This window comes from Paenibacillus sp. 2TAF8 (assembly GCF_052114825.1).
GTDB lineage: Bacteria > Bacillota > Bacilli > Paenibacillales > Paenibacillaceae > Paenibacillus.
The window spans coordinates 279618-301682 of the sequence record NZ_JBFRFN010000006.1 but is presented as its reverse complement, the minus strand read 5'-3'; the positions used below and the strand labels follow the sequence as shown (position 1 = coordinate 301682).

General features: G+C 45.3%; 19 protein-coding genes. 1 reads left to right on the top strand and 18 read right to left on the bottom strand.

From position 1 onward, the window contains the following. Window positions 1–9 precede the first annotated feature (9 nt). From AB4Z30_RS11445 to AB4Z30_RS11370, 16 genes are all read right to left on the bottom strand, one after another. Window positions 10–1002 (bottom strand): polysaccharide pyruvyl transferase family protein, encoded by a 993-nt coding sequence (locus tag AB4Z30_RS11445; protein WP_441926307.1) that lies wholly within the window; start codon window positions 1000–1002, stop codon window positions 10–12. Then, window positions 968–2353, bottom strand: coding sequence for a lipopolysaccharide biosynthesis protein (locus tag AB4Z30_RS11440; RefSeq protein ID WP_441926305.1), 1386 nt, complete (start codon window positions 2351–2353; stop codon window positions 968–970). Before AB4Z30_RS11440 ends, AB4Z30_RS11445 begins: the two co-directional genes overlap by 35 nt. Next, window positions 2353–3249, bottom strand: coding sequence for a glycosyltransferase (locus AB4Z30_RS11435; RefSeq protein ID WP_441926303.1), 897 nt, complete (start codon window positions 3247–3249; stop codon window positions 2353–2355). Before AB4Z30_RS11435 ends, AB4Z30_RS11440 begins: the two co-directional genes overlap by 1 nt. After that, on the bottom strand, window positions 3246–4448 hold the full coding sequence (locus tag AB4Z30_RS11430; RefSeq protein WP_441926301.1) for a glycosyltransferase family 4 protein: 1203 nt from the start codon (window positions 4446–4448) through the stop codon (window positions 3246–3248). Before AB4Z30_RS11430 ends, AB4Z30_RS11435 begins: the two co-directional genes overlap by 4 nt. Before the next feature lie 45 nt (window positions 4449–4493). Next, the gene (locus tag AB4Z30_RS11425) at window positions 4494–5639 is read right to left on the bottom strand and encodes a glycosyltransferase family 4 protein (protein WP_441926299.1); all 1146 of its coding nucleotides are present in this window, start codon (window positions 5637–5639) and stop codon (window positions 4494–4496) included. A 36-nt stretch (window positions 5640–5675) separates the two neighbouring features. Further along, a complete protein-coding gene (locus AB4Z30_RS11420; protein WP_441926297.1) occupies window positions 5676–6758 on the bottom strand; it encodes a glycosyltransferase family 4 protein in 1083 nt (360 codons plus the stop codon). 1 nt (window position 6759) lies between these two features. Continuing rightward, the gene (locus tag AB4Z30_RS11415) at window positions 6760–7935 is read right to left on the bottom strand and encodes a glycosyltransferase (protein WP_441926295.1); all 1176 of its coding nucleotides are present in this window, start codon (window positions 7933–7935) and stop codon (window positions 6760–6762) included. Beyond that, window positions 7932–9245 carry an O-antigen ligase family protein gene (locus AB4Z30_RS11410; RefSeq protein WP_441926293.1) on the bottom strand — a complete coding sequence of 438 codons (1314 nt, stop codon included), beginning with the start codon at window positions 9243–9245 and terminating at the stop codon, window positions 7932–7934. Before AB4Z30_RS11410 ends, AB4Z30_RS11415 begins: the two co-directional genes overlap by 4 nt. Window position 9246: 1 nt before the next feature. Continuing rightward, a complete protein-coding gene (locus AB4Z30_RS11405) occupies window positions 9247–10440 on the bottom strand; it encodes a glycosyltransferase (protein WP_441926291.1) in 1194 nt (397 codons plus the stop codon). Between the two features lie 49 nt (window positions 10441–10489). Beyond that, window positions 10490–11455 carry a UDP-glucuronic acid decarboxylase family protein gene (locus tag AB4Z30_RS11400; RefSeq protein WP_441926289.1) on the bottom strand — a complete coding sequence of 322 codons (966 nt, stop codon included), beginning with the start codon at window positions 11453–11455 and terminating at the stop codon, window positions 10490–10492. A 32-nt stretch (window positions 11456–11487) separates the two neighbouring features. Next, entirely contained in the window at window positions 11488–12156 is a 669-nt protein-coding gene (locus AB4Z30_RS11395; protein ID WP_441926287.1) for a sugar transferase, read from the bottom strand. Further along, window positions 12153–13061 (bottom strand): UTP--glucose-1-phosphate uridylyltransferase GalU, encoded by a 909-nt coding sequence (gene galU, locus AB4Z30_RS11390; protein ID WP_441926285.1) that lies wholly within the window; start codon window positions 13059–13061, stop codon window positions 12153–12155. Before galU ends, AB4Z30_RS11395 begins: the two co-directional genes overlap by 4 nt. A 232-nt stretch (window positions 13062–13293) precedes the next feature. After that, window positions 13294–13977: a CpsD/CapB family tyrosine-protein kinase gene (locus AB4Z30_RS11385; protein ID WP_441926283.1), complete on the bottom strand. Its 684-nt coding sequence runs from the start codon at window positions 13975–13977 to the stop codon at window positions 13294–13296. Beyond that, the gene (locus tag AB4Z30_RS11380; RefSeq protein ID WP_441926281.1) at window positions 13958–14710 is read right to left on the bottom strand and encodes a YveK family protein; all 753 of its coding nucleotides are present in this window, start codon (window positions 14708–14710) and stop codon (window positions 13958–13960) included. The genes AB4Z30_RS11385 and AB4Z30_RS11380 overlap by 20 nt, the downstream gene beginning before the upstream one ends. 65 nt (window positions 14711–14775) lie before the next feature. Further along, on the bottom strand, window positions 14776–15534 hold the full coding sequence (locus tag AB4Z30_RS11375) for a tyrosine-protein phosphatase (RefSeq protein ID WP_441926279.1): 759 nt from the start codon (window positions 15532–15534) through the stop codon (window positions 14776–14778). Between the two features lie 153 nt (window positions 15535–15687). After that, window positions 15688–16125: a hypothetical protein gene (locus tag AB4Z30_RS11370; RefSeq protein WP_441926277.1), complete on the bottom strand. Its 438-nt coding sequence runs from the start codon at window positions 16123–16125 to the stop codon at window positions 15688–15690. Window positions 16126–16464: 339 nt separating this feature from the next. Between AB4Z30_RS11370 and AB4Z30_RS11365 the strand changes: the two genes are divergently transcribed. Further along, a complete protein-coding gene (locus AB4Z30_RS11365) occupies window positions 16465–16833 on the top strand; it encodes a helix-turn-helix domain-containing protein (RefSeq protein ID WP_441926275.1) in 369 nt (122 codons plus the stop codon). A gap of 106 nt (window positions 16834–16939) precedes the next feature. Here the strand turns inward: AB4Z30_RS11365 and AB4Z30_RS11360 are convergent, their stop codons facing one another. Both AB4Z30_RS11360 and gltB read right to left on the bottom strand, forming a co-directional pair. Continuing rightward, on the bottom strand, window positions 16940–17092 hold the full coding sequence (locus tag AB4Z30_RS11360) for a hypothetical protein (RefSeq protein ID WP_441926273.1): 153 nt from the start codon (window positions 17090–17092) through the stop codon (window positions 16940–16942). A gap of 221 nt (window positions 17093–17313) precedes the next feature. Beyond that, a complete protein-coding gene (gene gltB / locus AB4Z30_RS11355; protein WP_441926271.1) occupies window positions 17314–21912 on the bottom strand; it encodes a glutamate synthase large subunit in 4599 nt (1532 codons plus the stop codon). Window positions 21913–22065: the final 153 nt, after the last annotated feature.

The following is a 22065-nucleotide window of genomic DNA, read 5'->3' as shown; positions in this document are numbered from 1 at the left end:
TTTTGTTCGTTACACGGTTGCCGTTGATTCCATATATTTGGGCACGGGTGCAGCACTCGCCTTGGAAGAGGAGTCCATATTGGCTGTGTTCACTTCATGTGTCCATATCCGGTAATATCCCGAGTTCTTTCCATAAGAGTTATCAATTAACAGATTGGGTTTCGCCATCAGACAAGACAGGATGTGACCATGTAATCTGGATGTGTGAATCATGCGATAATCCGAGAAGCAGCGTACAGCCTTATTCACAAGGTAGTCACTATATTTCATCCATAATAATTGGGAGATAGCTCGCGAAGCAGGTTTCTTTAACCCTTTACTGATATAGTAGATTAGCTTTCTCTCGTATTTGTTATACAAGGTGGGCCAATCCAGGTAATCTCCATCTGATTTCGAGTCTGTTTGCTCTGCATTTTTCTCAATATCGGTTCTAAAAAAATGAAGGTCCTTCCTGGTTGGTGTTCGCTTAACTTCGATAGGCCAAAGCTGATGTGCCATATCTGGAAGAAGTTTTACGTGACAATGTTGGAAGTACGTCGTAGCCAGTTGAAGAGATGACTCATCCCGTACATACAAGTGGAGATCCTTGTGCTGGTTAAAAAGATCAGCGGTTTTCTGAATATTGCATTCTTCTTTATAAAAAATAGTTTGCGGCAAAATAACGACTCTGTGACTAGGATAATTTTTAACAATTGATTCTCTCACGTTCTGGTGAGCATCATACAAATCTCCGAAATTACCTCCCCCGCTAAGAACGATGATATGATCATCGGGGATGCGAATGTTCTCATGAAAGTCATGTACACTGTATCTTGCAGAAACCCTAATGTTATTGCTTTTAAAAAAGGCTTCCGCTCCCTTCATAATTAGTATATCGCCACCGTTACTATAGACCGGATAATCAATGTAATAGATCTTCGAATGAGGAGGCACAACTTCAAGGATCGATTCAAGTCGTTTTTTCAACTCATCCATGGGATGAATCTTTTGCACGTTTGACATCTCTTCTGGCTCCTTTAAATAGATTTTTCTCTTTCCATTTTTGCTTGAGGAAGGCCATATCTTCCTTGTTATACATCATTTTGTGCATCGGCATTTTGAAAATAATCGATACGGATATTAACGACATCAACATACGTACAAAGGAACCCAGCAACAAAGCCAGCCCTAAACCGTATAACCCGAACATCGGCGTAAGCACAAAAAACAACGTAATCGTCACAGCAAGTGCGATAACCTGCCGAAGCACGATAACGCCTGGTCTACCGAGCGCATTAAATGCCGAAGCAAGAATCCATGAACCCCCGCCAACAATACACTCCAGAGATAACAGATAAAACACACCGCTGGCCTCCAGAAATTCTGGGCCAAACAACAAGCCAATAAAAAAACGACCAATCAGCATACTCGGTATGATGATGATCGTCATAAGTACCATACTAATGCGAAAAGCTCTGCCAACAAGAGACAACACCTGTTGCTGCTCCATGCCGGCTACCTTTGGAAAAATAACATTGGTGATTGCCGTCTGCACAACATTAAACATACGCGATAGGGCAAACACAACCGAATATAACCCGAAGTCTTTGGGTGTCAGCAGAGCCAAAATAATAATTTTGTCAAACTGGCTATACAACGTGCCGAGCAACTCTACCCCATATACACGAAGTCCATAGCTGAATAAATGAATCCCTGTTCGAATCTGAGCCACCAGCTTGCTGACGGAACTGAATATTTGCTGGCGCATCGCAATCATATAACAGGTCAATACCAGTATAGTGCTGGCAAAACTGATGATAATGGCTCTTTCCACAGTTAATACCTGAGCTATCCACAACAGTACCAACCCTGCAAGATTCAATAAGGGAGCCAGCAAGCGCGACAGATTGTAAATATGGAACTTGTCTGTACCTTGTGCTGCTGCTGCAAGTACACCCATGAGCAACATCACTGGAACCATGGATACGGTATACCACCGTGCAATCGTAATAACGGATTCGGAATATCCGGATAGCCAGACAGGGATACCAAACCAACTGATCAACCCGGCGATGATACTGATCGGAATCTGAACGGCAAAACTCATGCTGATATAGACAGGGAGTTGCTGACTGTTTTTTTTGACATTGTAAATTAACGAAGTGGGCAGACCAAATGCGGCCAGACCCGAAATGAATGCAGGCCAGAATAAAACAGCAGCGAGTTCTCCCTTCCCCGTCGCTCCGAACATACGGGCTGTAATAATCGAGGTTAGCGTGGTCACAGCCATAATGAGAATATTCACCATGCTGGTCATGACAATGGTCTGAATGATGCTTCGCTGCCTTGGTTTACGGGCAATCGCCATGTTCATCAGGTGTTCAGCCCTCTGCCATTTCGGAAAGATCCCACAATCGTGCCGTTCCGATAAGATATTTTGACTAATTGGCTCATGACCTTCTGTACATTATTCATACATAACAACATAATCAAACCTGCTTGTGCAATTCGAACAATATGTTTGAACACACCCCAGCCGCTCTTGTTATAACGTGTCGCATCACTGATTCCCTGCCAATACATGCGTCGCAAAAGCCAGCGTTTATTTAATCTGCTTTTGGAGATTTTGTGCTGCACTGACCCATATGGCGTATAAAATATGTCGTATTTCTCTCGAATTCTGCTGATAAGTTCGCTCTCTTCGCTTGAAAGCAAATTATTCCCTACACGCCCTAAGTCTTCACGAAACGGCTCAATGGAATCAAACACGCTTTTTCGAAAAGACACATTTGCCCCAAAGGGGAAATAGGGAGGCTTCATCTCGGTAACCTGATCCGAAAAGTCCATCAACGTATACAGTCCAATAATCTCATCCGGAATCCAATCCGGCTTGCCACCTTCCCAGATCGGATCAATTTTCCCGCCTACACAGCCAATACGCTCATCCCGTTCGAACACATGGATGACCTCACGAATCCAGGAAGAAGAGGCCAGAGCATCATCGTCCAAAAACATGATAAATTCTCCTTGCGCTTCTCGTATGCCACGATTCCTAGCATAAGATAGGCCCAGCTTACTCTCAAAGATGTAGCGGACGTGATTAGGCCAATCGGTATTCTGAAATAATTCCCTGGTGTTATCTTTGGAGTTATTATCGATAACCAATACTTCAAATTCAATATCTTGATCCTCTTGTGCCAGCACACTTTGGACAGCTTCAACGGTATCCTTCGCTCTGTTATGTGTACAAATGACTACCGATGCTCTCATAATTCCACCTCAATGCTTTGTTTTCGTTTCATTCTTCCAGCATGGCTTCCACTGTGTTTCAAGTAGTCTTCGTAGCTCTCCAAATAGGTGAGAGACATTTTCTTCCAATCATTTCGAAGAGCCACTTCTCTGGATACCTTACCCATCTCATTCAGATAGGATTTATCCTGTATTAACGTGTTAAGAATGACTGCCAGCCCATCTACATCATTGGCATCTTGCAAAATAACACCGGGAGGGATACTTTCATGATCGTTCTTGATCATTTCAGTTACCCCCGACTCCTCCGTGATAACAACAGGAATACCTGAGGCAAGGGCCTCCAACACGACCAAACTGCAAGCCTCATAACGCGAGGGGAAAATAAAAAGATCCACATTGCGCATGAGATCCCCCATATCTTTCCGATAGCCCAGAAAATGGACCCGATCTTCTATATTTAATTCTTTAGCCATTTGAGGATAAATACTTCGATCTGTGGATCCCGCTACAACGAGTTCTAACTCAGGTACAGACACCATCGATTTCAATACCGTATCCAGATTTTTTCTCGGGCTACTAATATCACCTGCAAATAAACCTACGACTCGGCCAGTGTTGATATCCATTCTGCTCTTCTCCCCAGCATCACTGGGGTAAAATTCATGGACATCCACTCCATTATGAATGACCTGCACCTTATCGGGATGCGTGCCTAATTGAATCAATTCATGCTTTACTTTCTCGGAAACCGCAATGATTCTACCACTTTTGCGAAAGGCGAATCGTTCCAGATACGCATTCACCAGCGTGTACAGACCAAAATACCATCGTTTCCAGGAGCCGTGTACACGGAAGCTATGTACGGGGGATTTTATCCATGTACTGTGCACAAAGTGAACCGCATTGATGTCCCCTCTAGCCCAGGTGATAAAACCATTGACCATCACAAGATCAACTTGCTTTGTTTTTCTTAATTTGCGGATATGAGTGGCACTGCTCCAGGCAAATATTTGGTATCGTAACAGCTGGGGTAACTTGAGCGAAGGAAAAACTTTAATCCATGTAGCTCCCTCATATTCAAGAAGTTCCGGTTCCACCTCATTGGAGATCATTACAACTTCATGACCTTGTCTTAGAGTTTCAATTGCAATCTCATAATTAACTCTACCCTGACCCTCTCCTTTGACAACCCTATGAGTAACGATACATATTCTCATCCTTAATCCTCCCTATTAGGACATGAAGATTGTGGAACCCGTCCATTAGGCCAATTGCTTCAACAATTGTCCGCGATGCGACCACAGACAATAGTTGACCACCCAGTCGTATCCGTTATCCCCCATCGCTCTCGCTAGCCCATCGTCGGTCATTAATTGTTGGATACGCGTAGCAATCTCCTGATCATTAACCGGGTCTACGAGATAACCGGTGATATTATCCTTCACGGCGTCGGGAATACCGCCACTGTTACCTGCAATGACAGGTAATCGATAATAGTTGGCTTCCAGGAATACAATTCCGAACCCTTCCACGTCACCCTTCTCCTTGATATCTCGACTAGGCATAATGAAGAGATCCGCACATTCATATAATTGCTGAAGCTCATGGTCTGTAGTACGTCCTGTAAATACAACAACAGATTCGAGTCCGTACTGAGTTACCAGTCGTTCGAGTTCTCCCTTATACGGCCCATCTCCGCAGATGACATACTTTAGATCAGGAATATGCGTAATAACCTGACTCATGGCTTTCAGGGTGACATCATGACCTTTACGTTCCACAAGTCGCGAGACGGTGATCATCACTTTTTTGCCATGCAGACCATACTTATCCCGTAAATCCCCCTGGCTCCCTGTATCCGCGTTTAGCTTGTTCACGTTAAGTCCCGGTGGAATAATGATAATCTGAGATTCCGAAATCCCCAGTTCTACCAGCTTTGACTTCGTATATTGACTATTGGCAATCACCTTGTCCGCACGCTTCAGAATGAACAACAGCAGTGGGAATAATCGGCTATTAACCATCCCCATCACATCCAGGCCGTGAACATAGGGAAAGTATTTTACTCTGAAAAGGAATTTCATGAATGGACCGGCTAAGCCAACAGGGAATATATTCACAAAATGAATCTCATCTGTTTTTTTGCGCCATTTCAGCAGAATCAGTTGCGTTACCAGAACGAGCTGCGAGAGAATCATCATCCATTTATTAGAATCTGAAAAAATCCGTTTCCGAATAATTTCGAAATCATGCTTCCGGTCGAATTGCTCGGACTCTGCGGCATTAGTTATTTTATTGGTCAGCACCGTTGTCTCTTCTGCCGGAATCTGTGATATGAGCCCGTAGGCATAATCATGAATCCCTCCCTTTTCAGGCGGGAAATCAATCGCGACAAACAGTTTGTTCATAGCTTTATCTCCCTCACAAGATTGCATTTCGCATGCTTACACCGTGCTCATAATAATGTTGACTGTATCCTTGGCACATTTGTTCCAGGAGAAGAAGGCCGAGTGCTCTTTGCCCTGAATGGACATTCGCTGCCCAAGCTCCGGATCAGACATCATCTCTACCAGACGTGAAGCTGCTTCCTGCGGATGATGAGGGTCAAAGTACAGTCCTGCCTCTCCGCATACTTCCGGGATCGAACCGCGGGAAGACACGATAACCGGGCAACCAAGCGCCATCGCCTCCAGTGGCGGTAAGCCAAACCCTTCGTACAAAGAGGGGAAAATAAAACCGGTGGCATGTTCGTAGAGCGCTTTTAACTCCTCATCCGTCACATATCCTACCCAATTCACACCTTCCGAATCGTTCACGGCGTGATTGCTGAATACTTTACTGTTCTTGGACCCGACGATGACAACACTCAAATTCTGCGCTTTCACCTCAGGTAAAATGTCCAAGATCAGCTTAAAGTTTTTGTACGGGTTCATCGTACTGACAGCAAGTACGTAAGGGGACTTAATCCCATATTTCTCAAGTGTGCCTTGAGCCGCCTGCCTATGATGAATATGATCGATGCCCAGATGTGTAACGGATACTTTCTGTGCGGCAATTTTGCAATGCTGAATCAGCTCACCTTTGGAAAAGTTAGACACGGTAATGACCTTTTTCGAAATCTTGCCTAATCGAACCGTTAAGAACTGATACCATGACCGAAAGGCAAACGAAAATGCCTTCGGATAACTGAATACAGAAGCGTCATGGATCGTCACGACCTGATTGCGTTTGAATGCCGGGCCTGTGTTACACAGGTTAATCAGCAATCCTTTTTTCGCGTAAAATGGCAACTCCAGCTGTTCCCACACATGTCCCTTCAGTCTGCCAACAATCCGGTGACGGATATGTTTCAGTTCAAGATGAGTAACCACATTCGCGGGTGAGAGTAGACAAAACTCCACCTTCGTACCGTCCACTTCTCCAGCGTCAATCAAATTATCGATTTCCTTCACGAGTTCAATGGCATATCGCTGAACCCCGGTAACGGTCTGTGTCAGGAAACGGGCATTGATATAGATTGTATTCATGCTAATCTCCATTTCTCTTTGAAATTTCTAAACGGGAAGCCGGCTGAGCGGTTTGGAAGCTAACCTCTACATTTCTCGCTTCGTAATAGAGACTCACGAACTCCTCATTCATTCGAGCCGAGCTGAACTTCTCTTTATACACCTGATGTCCCGCTTCGCCCATAGTTACTAGCGTCTCTTTGTCGAGTTGCATTAAAGTCTCTCTCAACCCTTCGAGTTGTTCGAGTTCAAAGATGTAGCCGTTCACGCCATGTGTCACTAGCTCTGGCAACGAGGAGCGATTGCTTGCGATGACGGGTTTATGGTTTTTCATAGCCTCCAGCGCGACCAACGGTAGCCCTTCCCACCTGGAAGGCATAATGATTGCATCACATTGTTCGTAATAGTGATCAATTTCTGCATTATTGACCCAACCTAACCGGATCATATTGTCGGTAAAGGTCCACTCATTCTTTTCCAATACGCTGTCTCCGATGATGTATAACTGAATGCGCTGCTGTAGCTCTGGATATTGTCTGAATGCGTCCAGCAACAGATCCAGTCCTTTCTGCCGATCGTATCTGCCCACAAACAAGAGCCTAATCATGCTAGCGTCCTCTTCCTTCTCATGCTTTTGCCCAATCGTTTGTGTTTGTGGCTGTTCTTCGTCCTTGCGGGGCCTGCGATCACGCAGGCCACTGTATACGAATCGGGATTTGGCTGGAGACATGCCCATTTGAATCGATTGCTGCATCTCATATTTTGAAATGTTCACGATATAGTCTGTTTTGAATTCCAGTATTTTCTCGATCATGAAATAAGCCTTTTTATGCAAAGGTTTGGTATCCATCAAAAAAGACCAGCCATGTGAACAGTAAAAGATACTCGCTTTGCGCGGGGTGAAAAAAAACAAGCCCCTTGCGAGCATACCCGCAAATGAGCTGTGTACATGAATAATATCCGGCTCTATCCGCCGAATAGCTTGGTGAATCTGTCTCATCGCTGAGAAAAAGTGTTTCGGGTGGCGTTTGTAACTGTAACGAAATATACGCTCTGGCTCCAGATCAAAATCCTTTGCCGAGTTATAATCACTCATCAATACATAAACCTCAAACCGGTTACGCTGGTAAGACACCAGCTCGTTTAAATATGTGGCAACACCGCCCACCACATATTCTCCGATGTGCAAAACCTTCATTTTCGCTCACCCGCTTCATATGGTATATCACCTGCATTACGATGCTGATATAGAGCTATGCCTACGAACATCCAGAAAAAAACGTTCGCAGGAAACAACTCAAGAACGTTGGTCGTCATACTTGCCGCAGCCACTCCTGCGCCGAGGGCTATAGCCACCTGAGGAAGTCTGGAACCTGCCGAGTAGGGTGAAACATTCATTCGTCTAACCAGTGTGATCAACAGCCACATGAATAACATCAAAAAATAAGCGAGCCCGATCCAGCCTGTCTGTTCGTACAAGGAAAAGTATTGATTATCCACCGCAAAATTACTGGAGTTTAGACCCATCATATGTGTGCGCCGGCTGGCAGCACCAACCGAACCAATTCCGTTGCCGATCATGCCATTCATCGTAAATGGCGAGGTCAGGCTGCTTCCCCATGTCTGTAATCGATCAAGCAAAGATGAACTGGAGAGCAGATTTTTAGACTGTAGCAACCTGCCTCCGAAAAATACAACCACAGGCAGAGTCAGAAAAACAACCGCCAGAACCAAAATATTCTTTTTGCTGTACTTTCGAATCTGAAGTAAAAAAAGAACCACTTGATATACCAACCAGAGTAATAAAGCCGATCGAATCGTAGATAAGAGCAAAAAGCCGATCGTCAGCAGCTGGATCATCAGGCGAAAACTGCGATGTTTAACTGCCATCCTGGTATGTTCCGCAATGATGCCTGTCATTAACAGCGCATACGCATAACCATCCGGTGAATACGTAATGGAAGATAAACGCGGCACACCTTCAAGGTAGTTTTTGATATTCACTCCGTATACGAATCCCATAGTGATTAACTTTTCTATACCCAGCGCATATTGGGCGCACCATCCTGCAATGAGCATAATAAAAATAACCAGATTGGTTCTGGCAAATGCGTACATACCCCCATGCTCAGCCATAAACATGCCTGTAAACAACATCACCAGCGGTAAAAGTGTAATTTTAATGCCATAGACTAATGTGACCACACTGGAACCCAGAAGGACATTTAACGATCCCAGCACGATGAGGGAGGCCAGTATAAACAGGAATAGATTCAGAAAATGAATCTGCTGGCGATATACCCTGGCAAGTGTATATACCGCAAGTAGCAACATGCCTGCATCCTTTAAAGAACGAATCACAATATTATCGACGTAGATCGAAATCAAACCATATATGGATAGATAGAGAAGTAAGAAGTGAATCAACATCATAATGACAGAAGAAGGCGCTTCAGACCTCGTTTGAACTAATGATGACGATTTGACGTTCAGAGAAGTCATGTACATCTTAACCTTCACCTCCAATTAACTTCTCGTAAATAATCGCATGTCTGGTGAGAAGATAATCTTCATTAAAGGATAAGCTGTGTTCGTAGCATTTCAGCATTAATTCATTTTTTCCAGCTTCAGATAATGCGTAGTAATGAAGAATTGCGTCACGGATCGCATCGGCACGATGAGCGGTAAAGGAGAAGGTGTCCGCATCCAGCAAAATCTCAGGCATTCCCCCAACCTTGGACGCGTAGACAGGCGTACCTGCTTGATACGATTCAATGACCACTCTGCCAAAAGGTTCATCCCAGGTGGACGGTACAATCGTGAGATCCATCTTTTTCATCTGGGAATTGATCTCTTTTTTATCGATTTTCCCCACAAATATGATCCGGGGATCCTCCCCTGCAAGTTCTTGCAATGACTGGAGCAGCGGGCCATCCCCATGGATGAAAAGCTTCCCCACGATCTGCTGATCAAGCTTTTGCACCGCTTCAATCAGATACTGAATACCTTTGACCTCGGTAAGTTGTCCAAAATATCCAACGTGCAGGGGTTGCTGGTGACGAACCTTTTTCCCCGCATTAACATGCTGAACCTGATCATCACGCTCTACAATGTTATGAATGACATGTTTGGACGCATGCGCGAAAAAACCCAGTTCGATATGCTTGTTAAGCACATGCTCGGATATGCCAATAACAGAAGAAACTCTGCGGCTGTAGTGTTTGGAAATCTGTCTGTAGAACCTTGAATATGCCGTGATGGCAATAGGCTCAATTAATGAAAAATCGCGCAAGGTATGCACTACCGGAATATCCAGTTCAAATGCCGCTTTCCAGATCGCGAGACTCAGCCCAGGAATATTCTGAGTGTGGATCAGGGCAGGACGTTTCATCATCAGATATTGTTTAATATGCTGATACTGCTTCACATTAAAAATATCCTGGATACGCCATAACACTTTGTCAGAAGTGCTGGCCTGCCTTGCCGTATCACCGATCCAGTACCGATTATTAAATGGCAGGCGCGAGATTTCAATCCCGTTCACTGTATCCGTCTGCACCCCGCCTTCCTTGTGTCCGCCAACCGTAATGACTTTAACGTCATAACTGGACTCCAGCGTCTGGGCCAAAATTTGTGTCGATATCTCGGCTCCCCCAATAATGTGGGGTGGATATAAACTGTGAGCAATCAATATAGTTTGCACGGTTCTCAACTCGCTTTTATTCAGCTTCATTGTTATCAGTTCAGTTTTATCAAGTTTCCTGTACCTGCAACGTGGCTCGATAATGATCTATCGTACGTTTCAATCCTTCTTCCAGACCAATCTCTGGCTCCCAGTTTAATATTTCTCGGGCTTTATCAATCACCGGACGTCTAACCTTCGGATCATCTTCAGGCAAAGGCAAGAATACAATCTTACTGTCCGATTGTGTAAGTTGTTTCACCAAATGAGCGACCTCAAGGATCGTGTATTCTGTAGGATTGCCGATGTTGATAATCTCCCCATCAGCCCGATCTTCTGCCATGAAAGCTTGTAATCCCCGAATGTTATCATCCACATAACAGAAGGAGCGGGTCTGTGAACCATCTCCATACACCGTAATATCCTGACCCGTCAGCGCCTGCGTTACAAAATTAGATATCACCCTGCCGTCATCATTGCGAAGCCCTGAAGAATACGTGTTAAAAATACGCGAAACTTTCACGGAAACCCGTTGTTTTGTGTAGTATTCATAACAAAAAACTTCGCCCAACCGTTTGGCTTCGTCATAGCAGGCTCGTGGCCCCCACGTATTTACATTGCCTCGATAACTCTCCGGCTGCGGATGAATCTCGGGATCGCCATAGGCTTCACTTGTACTGGAATACAGAAACTTGGCTCCTTTGACCCGGGCCAGCTCCAGCATATGATAGGTTCCTCGCGTGTTCACCCAGATCGTGCCCATCGCATCCGCTTGATAGAACTTAGGAGAAGCAGGCGAAGCCAGATGATAGATTTCATGCACCTGCTGATCAAGGAAAATATCCAGTGCTTCGGGACGTGTAACATCTGCTTCATGGAATACGAATAGAGGATTCTCCATAACCTCTTCCAGATTGCGCATCACACCTGTTGAAAGATTATCGACCCCTGTCACCCGATGACCCTGATGCATTAAAGATCGTACGAGATGAGAGCCTAGAAAGCCGGCTGCACCTGTCACTACAATATGTTTCATTACATCACGCTCCAAATTATGATCCAAAATGGTCAAAAGGTATTACTTTTAATCATTACACCGATCGTTTTAAAAATGATCGTAATGTCCATTTTCATGGATACATTCGAGATATAGTGGAAGTCATACTGGAGATTATGGTGAATAGGCTCCTTCCGAGCCTCGCTCACCTGCCACAATCCTGTAATTCCCGGTTTCACCAGAAAACGCCTGCGTTCCAGATCGGTATAACATTCCTCCACAATACGTTTCATCTCAGGTCTTGGGCCGATAAAACTCATATCGCCTTTGATAATGTTAAGCAGTTGTGGCAGTTCGTCCAGACTCGTCTTGCGCAGTATTCTACCCAGCCTTGTAATCCTCGGATCATGGCTGGTCGTTGGCGAAAGACCATATTTTGGTGCGTCTGTACGCATCGTTCTGAATTTATAAATGTTAAATTTGACTCCGTTTTTCCCATACCGCTCCTGCTTGAATATCACGGGTCCTTTGGAATCCAGTTTGATCAAAATAGCTGAAAGCAGCATGACCGGAAATGTGATCAGCAGCAACAGAATGGCGATAACAAAATCGGCCAATGGCTTCATCACATCCGTATACCCGCCAACACGTTGTGAGTATGGTTGCTCAAGTACAGCGGCATTCCCCTCTTTAACCAAGGTTTCCCCACTCCCAAAGTATTCCGGTCCTGATAGCTTCACAGACTATCCCCTCCTGCTACAAGGATTTGATTCATTTGTTCCTTCATTAGAATCTCTTCAATCGCCATCAGCACCGGTGCACGCAACTCTTTATTTTTGAGAGCGAAATCTAAAGTTGTAAGGATGTAACCCAGCTTCTCCCCTACATCAAAGCGGGAACCTTCAAAGTCATAGGCACTAATTCCTTGATCATGATTCAACTTTTGCAGTGCATCTGTAAGCTGAATTTCGCCACCTGCGCCTACATTTTGTTCTTCCAAATACTCAAAAATTTTCGGAGTCAAAATATATCGTCCCATAATCGCCAGGTTGGACGGCGCCGAACCTAGTGGCGGCTTTTCAACCATACTCTTTACTGAAGATAAGCGTCCTTCTGTGTGCAGTGGATCAATAATCCCATAGCGGTATGTTTCACTCGGACTTACCGTTTTCACACCAAGTACCGACTGCTCTACCTTTTCATACTGCTGGATGAGCTGTTTCAGGCACGGCACTTCTGAAACGACGATATCATCACCAAGCAGTACAGCAAAAGGTTCATTGCCTATGAAATTCCGGGCACACCAGACCGCATGCCCGAGTCCAAGGGCTTCCTTCTGTCTTATGTAATGAATATCCACGTTGGAGGACTTTCGAACTTCTTCCAGCAAACTGAGCTTCCCTTTCTCAAGCAGGTTATGCTCCAGTTCAAACGCACTGTCAAAATGATCTTCAATCGCACGTTTTCCCTTGCCCGTCACGATAATAATGTCTTCGATGCCGGAAGCGACCGCCTCTTCAACGATGTACTGGATAGTCGGTTTGTCCACAATAGGGAGCATTTCTTTAGGCATTGCCTTTGTAGCAGGTAAAAATCGGGTTCCCAATCCAGCAGCAGGGATAATCGCTTTTCTCACCTTTGTCATAGATATCACCCTATCCATTTAGTTTTTTTATTTAAACTCAAAACCATGAAAACATGAAACATATCATTCATAAATAGGGCATTGAACCCCTCCTCACGTCACACCCTTGACGATACACGTCTAAGGTACACTACCCACAGTGTGACCGAGTGCCTACCTTGATAGAGGTATAGTAGACATGACCTTTGAAGACGATCTGAAAATTGAACTTGGGACTGTTCCAGTTCACCGCCTATCCTTTTTCCCCATAACTGTTATTGCGGCTTTTGGGCACCTGCACATTGTTCAGCACCGCGCCCAGAATACGTGCGTTCACATGTTCAAGATGAGCTTTCGCCTTTTTGACCAGATCCTTCTTCACTTTGCCTGCATTCACCACAAGAATGACACCATCACACAACGAACTGATAATTAAGGCATCTGTCACGGTCAGAACAGGTGGTGTATCGAACAAAATAACATCATATGCTTCCTTCAAATCCTCAAGCAGTGCTGTCATCTTACGTGAACCGATCATCTCCGAGGGATTAGGAGGAATAGGCCCGGAAGACAAGACATGTAAACCTTCCACCCCGGTTTCTCGGAGCACTTCCGTTACTTGATATTGACTCGATAACACACTGGTCAGCCCCACATGGTTGGGCACGTTAAACATCAGATGTACTGCCGGTTTACGTAAATCCGTATCCATCAGTAAAACCTTTTTCCCTTCTTGCGCATAAGTGACTGCCAAATTGCCTATCGTCGTGGTCTTCCCTTCACCTGATGATGCCGAGGCAATCATGATCGTTTGAATCTGACTGTCTATGGATGAAAACTGAATATTGGTTCTAAGCTTTCGATAAGCTTCCGAGGAAGCAGATCTGGGATTAGCCATCGTTACCAGGCCAACTCGTTCATTGGTTAATCGTGACATACTGTCCATCACCTACCTGTTTTTGAGATATGGATGAATGTTTGGATACACGGCTCTCATCTTTTCTAATCTTGGAGATGACAGCAAGAGCAGGAAGATTTAATTCTTTTTCCAATTCATCTTCCGTTTTCAAGGTATCGTCCAAATATTCCAGCAGGAATACAAAGCCTACTGCCAGCAGCAGTCCTACAATAAAACTGATCAAAATATTGATAATGGGGTTGACGTTAACAGGATTAGAGGAATCCGTAGGTTTCGCTTCACTCAGGATTGTTACGTTGTCTACTTTCATAATTACGGGGATTTGGGATTTAAACACTTTTGCAACTGCATTTACGGTTTTCGCTGCTTTTTCGGATGATAGCCCCGTAGCCGTCAGACTCATAACTTGGGACTCATTTGCAGTAGAAACTCGAATGCTCTGCCCTAATTGATTACCAGTCATGCCAAGATCGGGGTATGTGGTTGCTACTTTATCGAGGATTGCAGAAGATTTAATAATCTCCATATAAGAGTTGATTACTTTGATGTTCGTCTGAATGGTACCGATATCCAGGCTCGGAACGCCTTGGGCATTATAGGCCTGGTTGACGATTAATTTGGCATTCGCTTCATAGATCGGGACAGTAAAGAAGTAGTTTTTGACACCTGCACCAATACATGCTACAGCTACGAAGGCAACAATGATCCAGATGCGTTTACGTAAAATGTGTATATACTCTTTGAGATCCATCCTATATTCCTCCCATTCAAGTCAACCATGATATGTAACCATGTATTCAGTACATCGACTGCTGCTCACCAGAACAAAAAGCTGCGCCTTTTCTTTGCCGACATTTCAGCCGAAATACGTTGATTATTCCATATGGATCGTGCATTATCTTGAAAATATTGAATATATCCACATCCAAAACGTCTTTCAAGCATTGGGTATACAACGTCCAGCTTGAATGTTCGATGCTTCGTATCATGTGCATCTGATGAAATGAAATGAAACCCGTTTTCTTTGCAAAAATGAAAACACCATTTCTGAACTTTTCGTCCGAAAAGCCCAGTGAATGACTCTGCCGTAAGTTGGCATAGTCCGCCTTCAATCAAATAATCGGACAACAGCAACGGCTTTTTCAAAATAACAAGGTTACGTTCCGGATGAGCGATAATAGGGGTAATTCCCGCGATTCGCAGTTCGTGCAGTATTCCGGGGAACTGTGAGGGAATATGACCAAAGGGCAGCTCCAGCAACATATAACGACTACCGGCAAGTGTGCAGCAATTTCCTGCATACAAGTCTTCAATCAGCCCATCGTGCACTCTGATCTCCTGACCGGGATCAATCTGCAAACGGATGTTTCGTTTGGCAAGCTCGGCACGAAGCATATGAACAGCCTGATTGACTACCTTTGGTTCATTGTTGTAATGTCCGTTCAGGTGATGCGGAGTTGCAATAATGGAGGTAATTCCTGAAGCTACTGCCTTCTCAGCCATCGCAACGGACTGCTCCATTTGAACAGGACCATCATCCAGACCGAATAAAATGTGGCAGTGCATTTCAACCATATCCAAACTTCCTGAAATAGTATGCTCCCCCTCGCTCCTTTATTCATTGTGCAAATGCTTTTGGTGTTAAAGAACTAATGCATAACGCTACGAAATATAGTAAAATGGCGTTAAGTACATGCTCGTTCAGAGAATATTCAGATTTAACCTAATCTATATGGTAAAATCAATGTAACGATAAGGCTTTGACTGAGGAACGTGATCTGTTGCCTTCCCATATGTAGAACGGGAAACTGCCTCAAATTCAACTTCAGTAAGCATTCTGTTTAATTGTCCTGTTATATATAGTGTCTGCTCTTTCTGAATATGCAATTTTGAATGATACAATATCAGCTCTCCAAAGGGCTGCTTCCATTGCAGCTTGGCATGAAGCCTGACGCACACACGGCTGTCTTCTACATCCAAACCTATTAGCATTTCCGATAATACGGGTAAGTTCAGGTCGCTCAGGAAAGTGATCGCTTGTGTATCCATACCAAGTAACAGGACGGGACGTCTTTTGCGGTCTGCCATTTTCCCATGAAACTCCTGAATGTACATATGGACATTTGGTTTAAGATCGGCCCATTCCTGAACAATTTTTGAGTTCATGCTTTCATTCCTTTAGAACGGATTCGCCATCACGGATGACTCTCGTTTACTTTTGGCAGGTATAACGCTCGATTCAGGTGGAAATACTTAAAATACTAATAATGATACATTTTGTAACTCCATAAGTTCAATTTACGATACAAAACGTATCATGTCAAGCAGTATTTGGACATGGTTCTTTTGATTTACGACAATATGAGCTGTCCTTAGACAGACCTATTTATAAGTAGTATCTGAGACGAATGAGGCGTAGTACATTTGCAGGAAAGCTTGCCCTGATCAAAAACTTGGCTCAGGATTGTTTCAATATATTTGATGGTGTTCAGGGGGAAATAGCTTATGAGCTACGGAAATCGCATTGCTGAATTAAGAGAACAGCGGGGACTTACTCAAGAAGAACTTGCGACCTCCATTCATATTACCAGAGCGGCTCTCTCCCACTATGAGAAAAACCGGCGCAAACCGGATTTCGAGGTATTAACTCGGCTCGCCGACATCTTTGATGTGTCCATTGATTATTTGATTGGACGTACGAAGCAAAGTGATATGGTTATGGATGAAGATGTGCGTGAATTCGTGGATGCCCTTGAATTGTCAGATAAGGAAGTGTTAGAGCGCTTTGATCTGATGATTGACGGTAAACCTTTAACGGAGGAAGAAGCTCGTCGTTTTATCGCTTTTGTACGAATGGAACGCAGTATGGATTAATCAGGCTATACCCGAAAAGAAAACCCAGTTTCCGAGTACTTTCCGCTCCGGTTTCTGGGCCTTTTTGTGTATCTTGAATTCCCTCCACTCGTTGGTGTGCACTGAATCAAGAACGCTTGCTGTCGGAGGAAACGAAATGCTTCAAACGCTCCGGGTCGATTCCACATTGCAGTAAAACTTTCATGATGTCCATCTGGGTTGCTTCGACTGGTTTACCTGTCGGCTTAGAATCGCCCATGTTTGGATGCTTCATCTTCATTCCGCTAACCTCTCTTATCGTTATACTTACTCTGCACTCCAAAAACTAAACCTAATTATACTTTAGAACGTTCCTCGATGTTGTCGTCTCATGGCGATAACGTTTTTTGAGCGGGTTCTAATTTTGTCGAAAGCAAAAAGGAGCCATATGACGCCACTCTGGCGGCCATATGGCTCCTTTTATTTTTAATGCTTTTCTTTATAAAGAGAACGAACGGAATATTAACCTCCGGTACGCGCAAGCTCACGCATATTCGCTTCGAATGCAGCAAGCAAAGCAGCTTCGCCTGTCAGACCTGTCGCTTGTACCCGCTCAATCTGTTCCGTCATACGTTTGAAGTCCTTCGGAATGACACGCACGAATTGATTCAAGGAATCCTGCCATGTATCCAGAATACGCTGACCTGCCTCACTTCCAGTGAGTGATACGTGACGTTGAATCATACCATGCAAATCTTCGCTTTCAGAAGCATCCTCGACACGCTCCAAAAGAACCATTTCCAGATTGCAGCGCTGCAAGAAGGTGCCTTTTGGATCATACACGTAGGCAATTCCTCCTGACATTCCTGCTGCAAAGTTACGACCTGTATCGCCGAGTACCACGACACGGCCACCTGTCATATATTCACAGCCATGATCGCCTACGCCCTCAACGACAACTTTGGCTCCCGAGTTACGTACGGCGAAACGCTCTCCCGCAATACCGCGAATATACGCTTCCCCACTCGTAGCTCCATATAGAGCTGTGTTCCCGATAATGATGTTATTCTCCGCCTCAAACGTTGCTTTCGGTGAAGGCATAACAATCAGCTTTCCTCCTGACAACCCTTTACCCACGTAGTCATTGGAGTCTCCTTCAACCGTGAGAGTCATACCTTTTGGTACAAAAGCACCAAAGCTCTGTCCAGCTGAGCCGACAAATTTGAATTTAACGGTATCTTCAGGCAAACCAGCAAGGCCATATTTGCGTGTAATCTCACTACCCAGGATGGTACCCACTGCACGGTTCACATTGGTAATCGGCAGAACTGCCTCAACAGGTTGACCTGACTCGATTGCCGGCTGCGCCAATGGTACGAGTTGCTGCATATCCAGCGTCTCTTCCAGTTGGTGATTCTGGTGCTGTGTGCGGTAACGTGCGGCACCTTCTGGCAGTTCAGGCACATGCAACAATACCGACAGATCCACGCCTTTTTTCTTCCAGTGATCTACAGCCTCTACGGTTTCGAGGCAATCTGTACGTCCAACCATTTCCTGAATGGTACGGAAGCCAAGATCAGCCATAATCTCACGCATATCTTCAGCGACAAAACGCATGAAGTTCACGACATGTTCAGGGTCACCCATATAATTTTTACGCAACTCCGGATTCTGTGTGGCTACGCCAACTGGACAGGTATCCATTTGGCAAACACGCATCATGATACAGCCTAGTGCAACGAGTGGTGCAGTAGAGAAACCATACTCTTCCGCTCCAAGCAACGCAGCAACCGCCAGATCGCGTCCGTTCAGCATTTTACCATCTGTTTCAAGAACAACACGGTCACGCAGATTGTTCAGCATCAATGTTTGATGTGTCTCTGCAAGTCCCAGCTCCCATGGCATACCGGCATGACGGATTGAGCCTTGAGGAGATGCTCCCGTACCACCATCATAACCACTGACTAGGATAATGTCAGCACGACCTTTAGCTACACCTGCAGCAATCGTTCCAACACCGACTTCTGATACCAGCTTCACGTTAATTTCAGCTCGTGGATTGGCATTTTTCAAGTCGTAGATCAACTCAGCCAAGTCCTCAATCGAATAGATATCGTGATGCGGTGGCGGCGAAATCAAACCTACGCCCGGTGTAGAACCACGGACTTCGGCTACCCAAGGATATACTTTACGTCCTGGCAGTTGTCCGCCTTCACCTGGTTTAGCCCCTTGTGCCATTTTGATCTGAATCTCGTCAGCATTGACCAGATAGTTGGAGGTCACACCGAAACGTCCGGATGCCACCTGTTTGATCGCACTCCGACGGGAATCACCATTGCTGTCTTTTACGAAACGCGCTGGATCTTCTCCACCTTCACCTGTGTTGGATTTACCACCCACACGGTTCATGGCAATTGCCATATCTTCGTGAGCTTCTTTACTGATGGAACCAAAGGACATCGCACCGGTTTTGAATCGACGCATGATGTTTTCTACCGATTCCACTTCTTCAAGCGGAATGGATGCTCCAACCGGTTTCAGCTTAAGCATCGAGCGAATCGTGAGCAATTGATCATTCTCACCTTGTACGAGCTTGGAGTACTTTTTGTAAAGCTTGTAATCCCCAGTACGTACCGCATGTTGTAACGTGTGAATCGTTTGTGGGTTAAACAAATGCTCTTCGCCATCATTACGCCATTGGTATTCACCGCCGGAATCCAGCACTTTGTCGTTCCCGTCTTTATCGGTGAAAGCACGATTGTGATGTGTCAACGCTTCTGCTGCCACTTCCTCCAGCCCGATACCTCCGATCCGGGAAGGTGTCCAAGTGAAGTAACGATCTACGAAGTCTGATTTCAGACCCACTGCTTCAAAAATTTGAGCACCGCGATACGATTGAATCGTCGAGATTCCCATTTTGGACAATATTTTAATAACGCCTTTAGTTGCGGCTTTAATGTAGTTTTTAACAGCTTTCTCATGGGAAATACCACGCAACAAGCCTTGCTGAATCATGTCATCCAGCGTTTCAAATGCCAGATAAGGGTTAACTGCACTTACGCCATAACCCAGAAGCAGCGCATAGTGGTGAATATCACGCGGTTCTCCCGATTCGAGCAATATGCTGACTTTTGTTCTTGTACCCTGACGAATCAGATGGTGATGCAGACCTGCAACAGCCAGCAACGCCGGGATTGCAGCGTTCTCTGCATCCACACCGCGGTCAGACAGGATCAGAATGTTATGTCCTTTGTCAATGACACGGTCAGCTGCTTCAAAGAGCAAGTCCATCGCTTTACGCAACCCTTCCGCTCCTTCTGCAGCAGTGAAGAAAATCGGAATCGTCATGGAGCGGAAGCCCGGACGACGAACGTGGCGGATCTTCGCAAAGTCTTCATTAGACAATACCGGTGTATCCAGACGGATCTGGCGACAGCTCTCCGGTTCAGGGTTAAGCAAGTTACGCTCCGGACCAATCGTTGTCGCTGTAGATGTAACAATCTCTTCACGGATCGCATCAATCGGCGGATTGGTTACCTGTGCAAACATTTGTTTAAAGTAGTTATACAAGCGTTGCGGACGATCGGACAGAACAGCAAGTGGTGCATCATAACCCATGGACCCTGTAGCTTCCATGCCTGTGGATGCCATCGGCTCCAGCACTTTGCGCAATTCTTCAAATGTATATCCGTAAGCCAGCTGAAGCTGTGTTACATTGTCATGTTTAGGATCTGGAAGTTCCGGTGCTTCCGGCAGCTCGTTCAGATCCATCAAGTGCTCCTCAAGCCACTCCTCGTAAGGGTTCTCCGCTGCGATAATCGCTTTGACTTCTTCATCGGAGATAATACGACCCTCTTGAGTATCTACGAGCAACATCCGTCCTGGACGCAGACGATCTTTGTACAGAATGTCTTCCGGCGCGATATCCAGAACACCTACTTCGGAAGAAAGAATGATTCGGTCATCCTTCGTTACATAATAACGGGCAGGGCGCAAACCGTTACGGTCAAGCGTAGCACCGATCTGCAAGCCGTCTGTAAATGCCATTGCAGCAGGACCATCCCATGGCTCCATCATCGTGCTGTGGTATTCATAGAAAGCTTTTTTCGCAGGGTCCATGCCTTCATCTGTGCTCCAAGGCTCAGGAACCATCATCATTGCCACATGTGGCAGAGAGCGTCCGCTTAGATACAGGAACTCCAGCGTGTTATCAAACATCGCTGTATCCGAACCGTCCGGGTTGATTACTGGTTTAACTTTGGCAATGTCGTTACCAAACAGTTCACTTTCGAACAAGGACTGACGCGCATGCATCCAGTTCACGTTACCACGCATCGTGTTGATCTCACCGTTGTGGATCATGAAACGATACGGGTGAGCACGTTCCCAGCTTGGGAAGGTGTTCGTACTGAAACGAGAGTGTACGAGTGCAATCGCTGATTCTACCAGTTCTTCCTGCAGATCCAGATAAAACTTGCCTACCTGTTCTGTTGTAAGCATGCCTTTGTAGACCACTTTACGGCAAGACAAGCTCGGCAGGTAGAAGGATTCTCCTTCTGCCTCGTCTGCGGAATAACGGATAGCCAGTTCGGCACGTCTGCGAATAACATACAATTTGCGCTCAAATGCAAGCTCATCTTTCACTTCATCCGATCTTCCGATAAACACCTGACGTACATAAGGCTTCGCTGCCAGTGCAGAACGGCCCAGCATCTCATCATACGTAGGTACATCCCGGAAGCCAAGTAAGGTCTGTCCTTCTTCTTCAATAATCTTCTTCAAGCTCTCTTCATGTGCAGTACGAACTGCCGAATCATGAGACAGGAACAGCATGCCTACGCCATAGAATCCCTGTTCAGGCAATGCAAAACCGAGTCGTTCTGCTTCCTTCGCAAAATAGCGATGTGGAATTTGAATCAGGATGCCTGCTCCGTCACCGGAATTCGGTTCACTTCCCTGACCCCCACGGTGCTCCATGTTACTGAGCATAGTCAGCGCTTGACTAACGATATCGTGTGAAGGTACTCCTTTGATGTTGGCAACAAAACCCATACCACATGCATCTTTTTCGAATTGTGGGTCATACAGACCTTGTTTTGGAGGTAATCCGATGTGTCTCATGGAACGCAACCTTTCTATAATGAAGTATTTCGGAAAGATCAAGAACATAACAACAGGCAACATTGAAACGGGAGGAGCCGGCATTTCGCTTGCGATAAGCCTGCCTGCTGAGATGGAGAGGTGATAGCTTGAACCATCTGTTGTAAGCCTGGT

Coding starts and splice junctions, on each gene's coding strand:
- gltB (WP_441926271.1), bottom strand. CDS start 21,912: ATGAGACACATCGGATTACCTCCAAAACAAGGTCTGTATGACCCACAA.
- AB4Z30_RS11425 (WP_441926299.1), bottom strand. CDS start 5,639: ATGAACAAACTGTTTGTCGCGATTGATTTCCCGCCTGAAAAGGGAGGG.
- AB4Z30_RS11435 (WP_441926303.1), bottom strand. CDS start 3,249: ATGAGAGCATCGGTAGTCATTTGTACACATAACAGAGCGAAGGATACC.
- AB4Z30_RS11415 (WP_441926295.1), bottom strand. CDS start 7,935: ATGAAGGTTTTGCACATCGGAGAATATGTGGTGGGCGGTGTTGCCACA.
- AB4Z30_RS11385 (WP_441926283.1), bottom strand. CDS start 13,977: ATGTCACGATTAACCAATGAACGAGTTGGCCTGGTAACGATGGCTAAT.
- AB4Z30_RS11360 (WP_441926273.1), bottom strand. CDS start 17,092: ATGAAGATGAAGCATCCAAACATGGGCGATTCTAAGCCGACAGGTAAA.
- AB4Z30_RS11400 (WP_441926289.1), bottom strand. CDS start 11,455: ATGAAACATATTGTAGTGACAGGTGCAGCCGGCTTTCTAGGCTCTCAT.
- AB4Z30_RS11430 (WP_441926301.1), bottom strand. CDS start 4,448: ATGAGAATATGTATCGTTACTCATAGGGTTGTCAAAGGAGAGGGTCAG.
- AB4Z30_RS11420 (WP_441926297.1), bottom strand. CDS start 6,758: ATGAATACAATCTATATCAATGCCCGTTTCCTGACACAGACCGTTACC.
- AB4Z30_RS11380 (WP_441926281.1), bottom strand. CDS start 14,710: ATGGATCTCAAAGAGTATATACACATTTTACGTAAACGCATCTGGATC.
- AB4Z30_RS11365 (WP_441926275.1), top strand. CDS start 16,465: ATGAGCTACGGAAATCGCATTGCTGAATTAAGAGAACAGCGGGGACTT.
- AB4Z30_RS11440 (WP_441926305.1), bottom strand. CDS start 2,353: ATGAACATGGCGATTGCCCGTAAACCAAGGCAGCGAAGCATCATTCAG.
- AB4Z30_RS11370 (WP_441926277.1), bottom strand. CDS start 16,125: ATGAACTCAAAAATTGTTCAGGAATGGGCCGATCTTAAACCAAATGTC.
- AB4Z30_RS11410 (WP_441926293.1), bottom strand. CDS start 9,245: ATGTACATGACTTCTCTGAACGTCAAATCGTCATCATTAGTTCAAACG.
- AB4Z30_RS11445 (WP_441926307.1), bottom strand. CDS start 1,002: ATGTCAAACGTGCAAAAGATTCATCCCATGGATGAGTTGAAAAAACGA.
- galU (WP_441926285.1), bottom strand. CDS start 13,061: ATGACAAAGGTGAGAAAAGCGATTATCCCTGCTGCTGGATTGGGAACC.
- AB4Z30_RS11375 (WP_441926279.1), bottom strand. CDS start 15,534: ATGGTTGAAATGCACTGCCACATTTTATTCGGTCTGGATGATGGTCCT.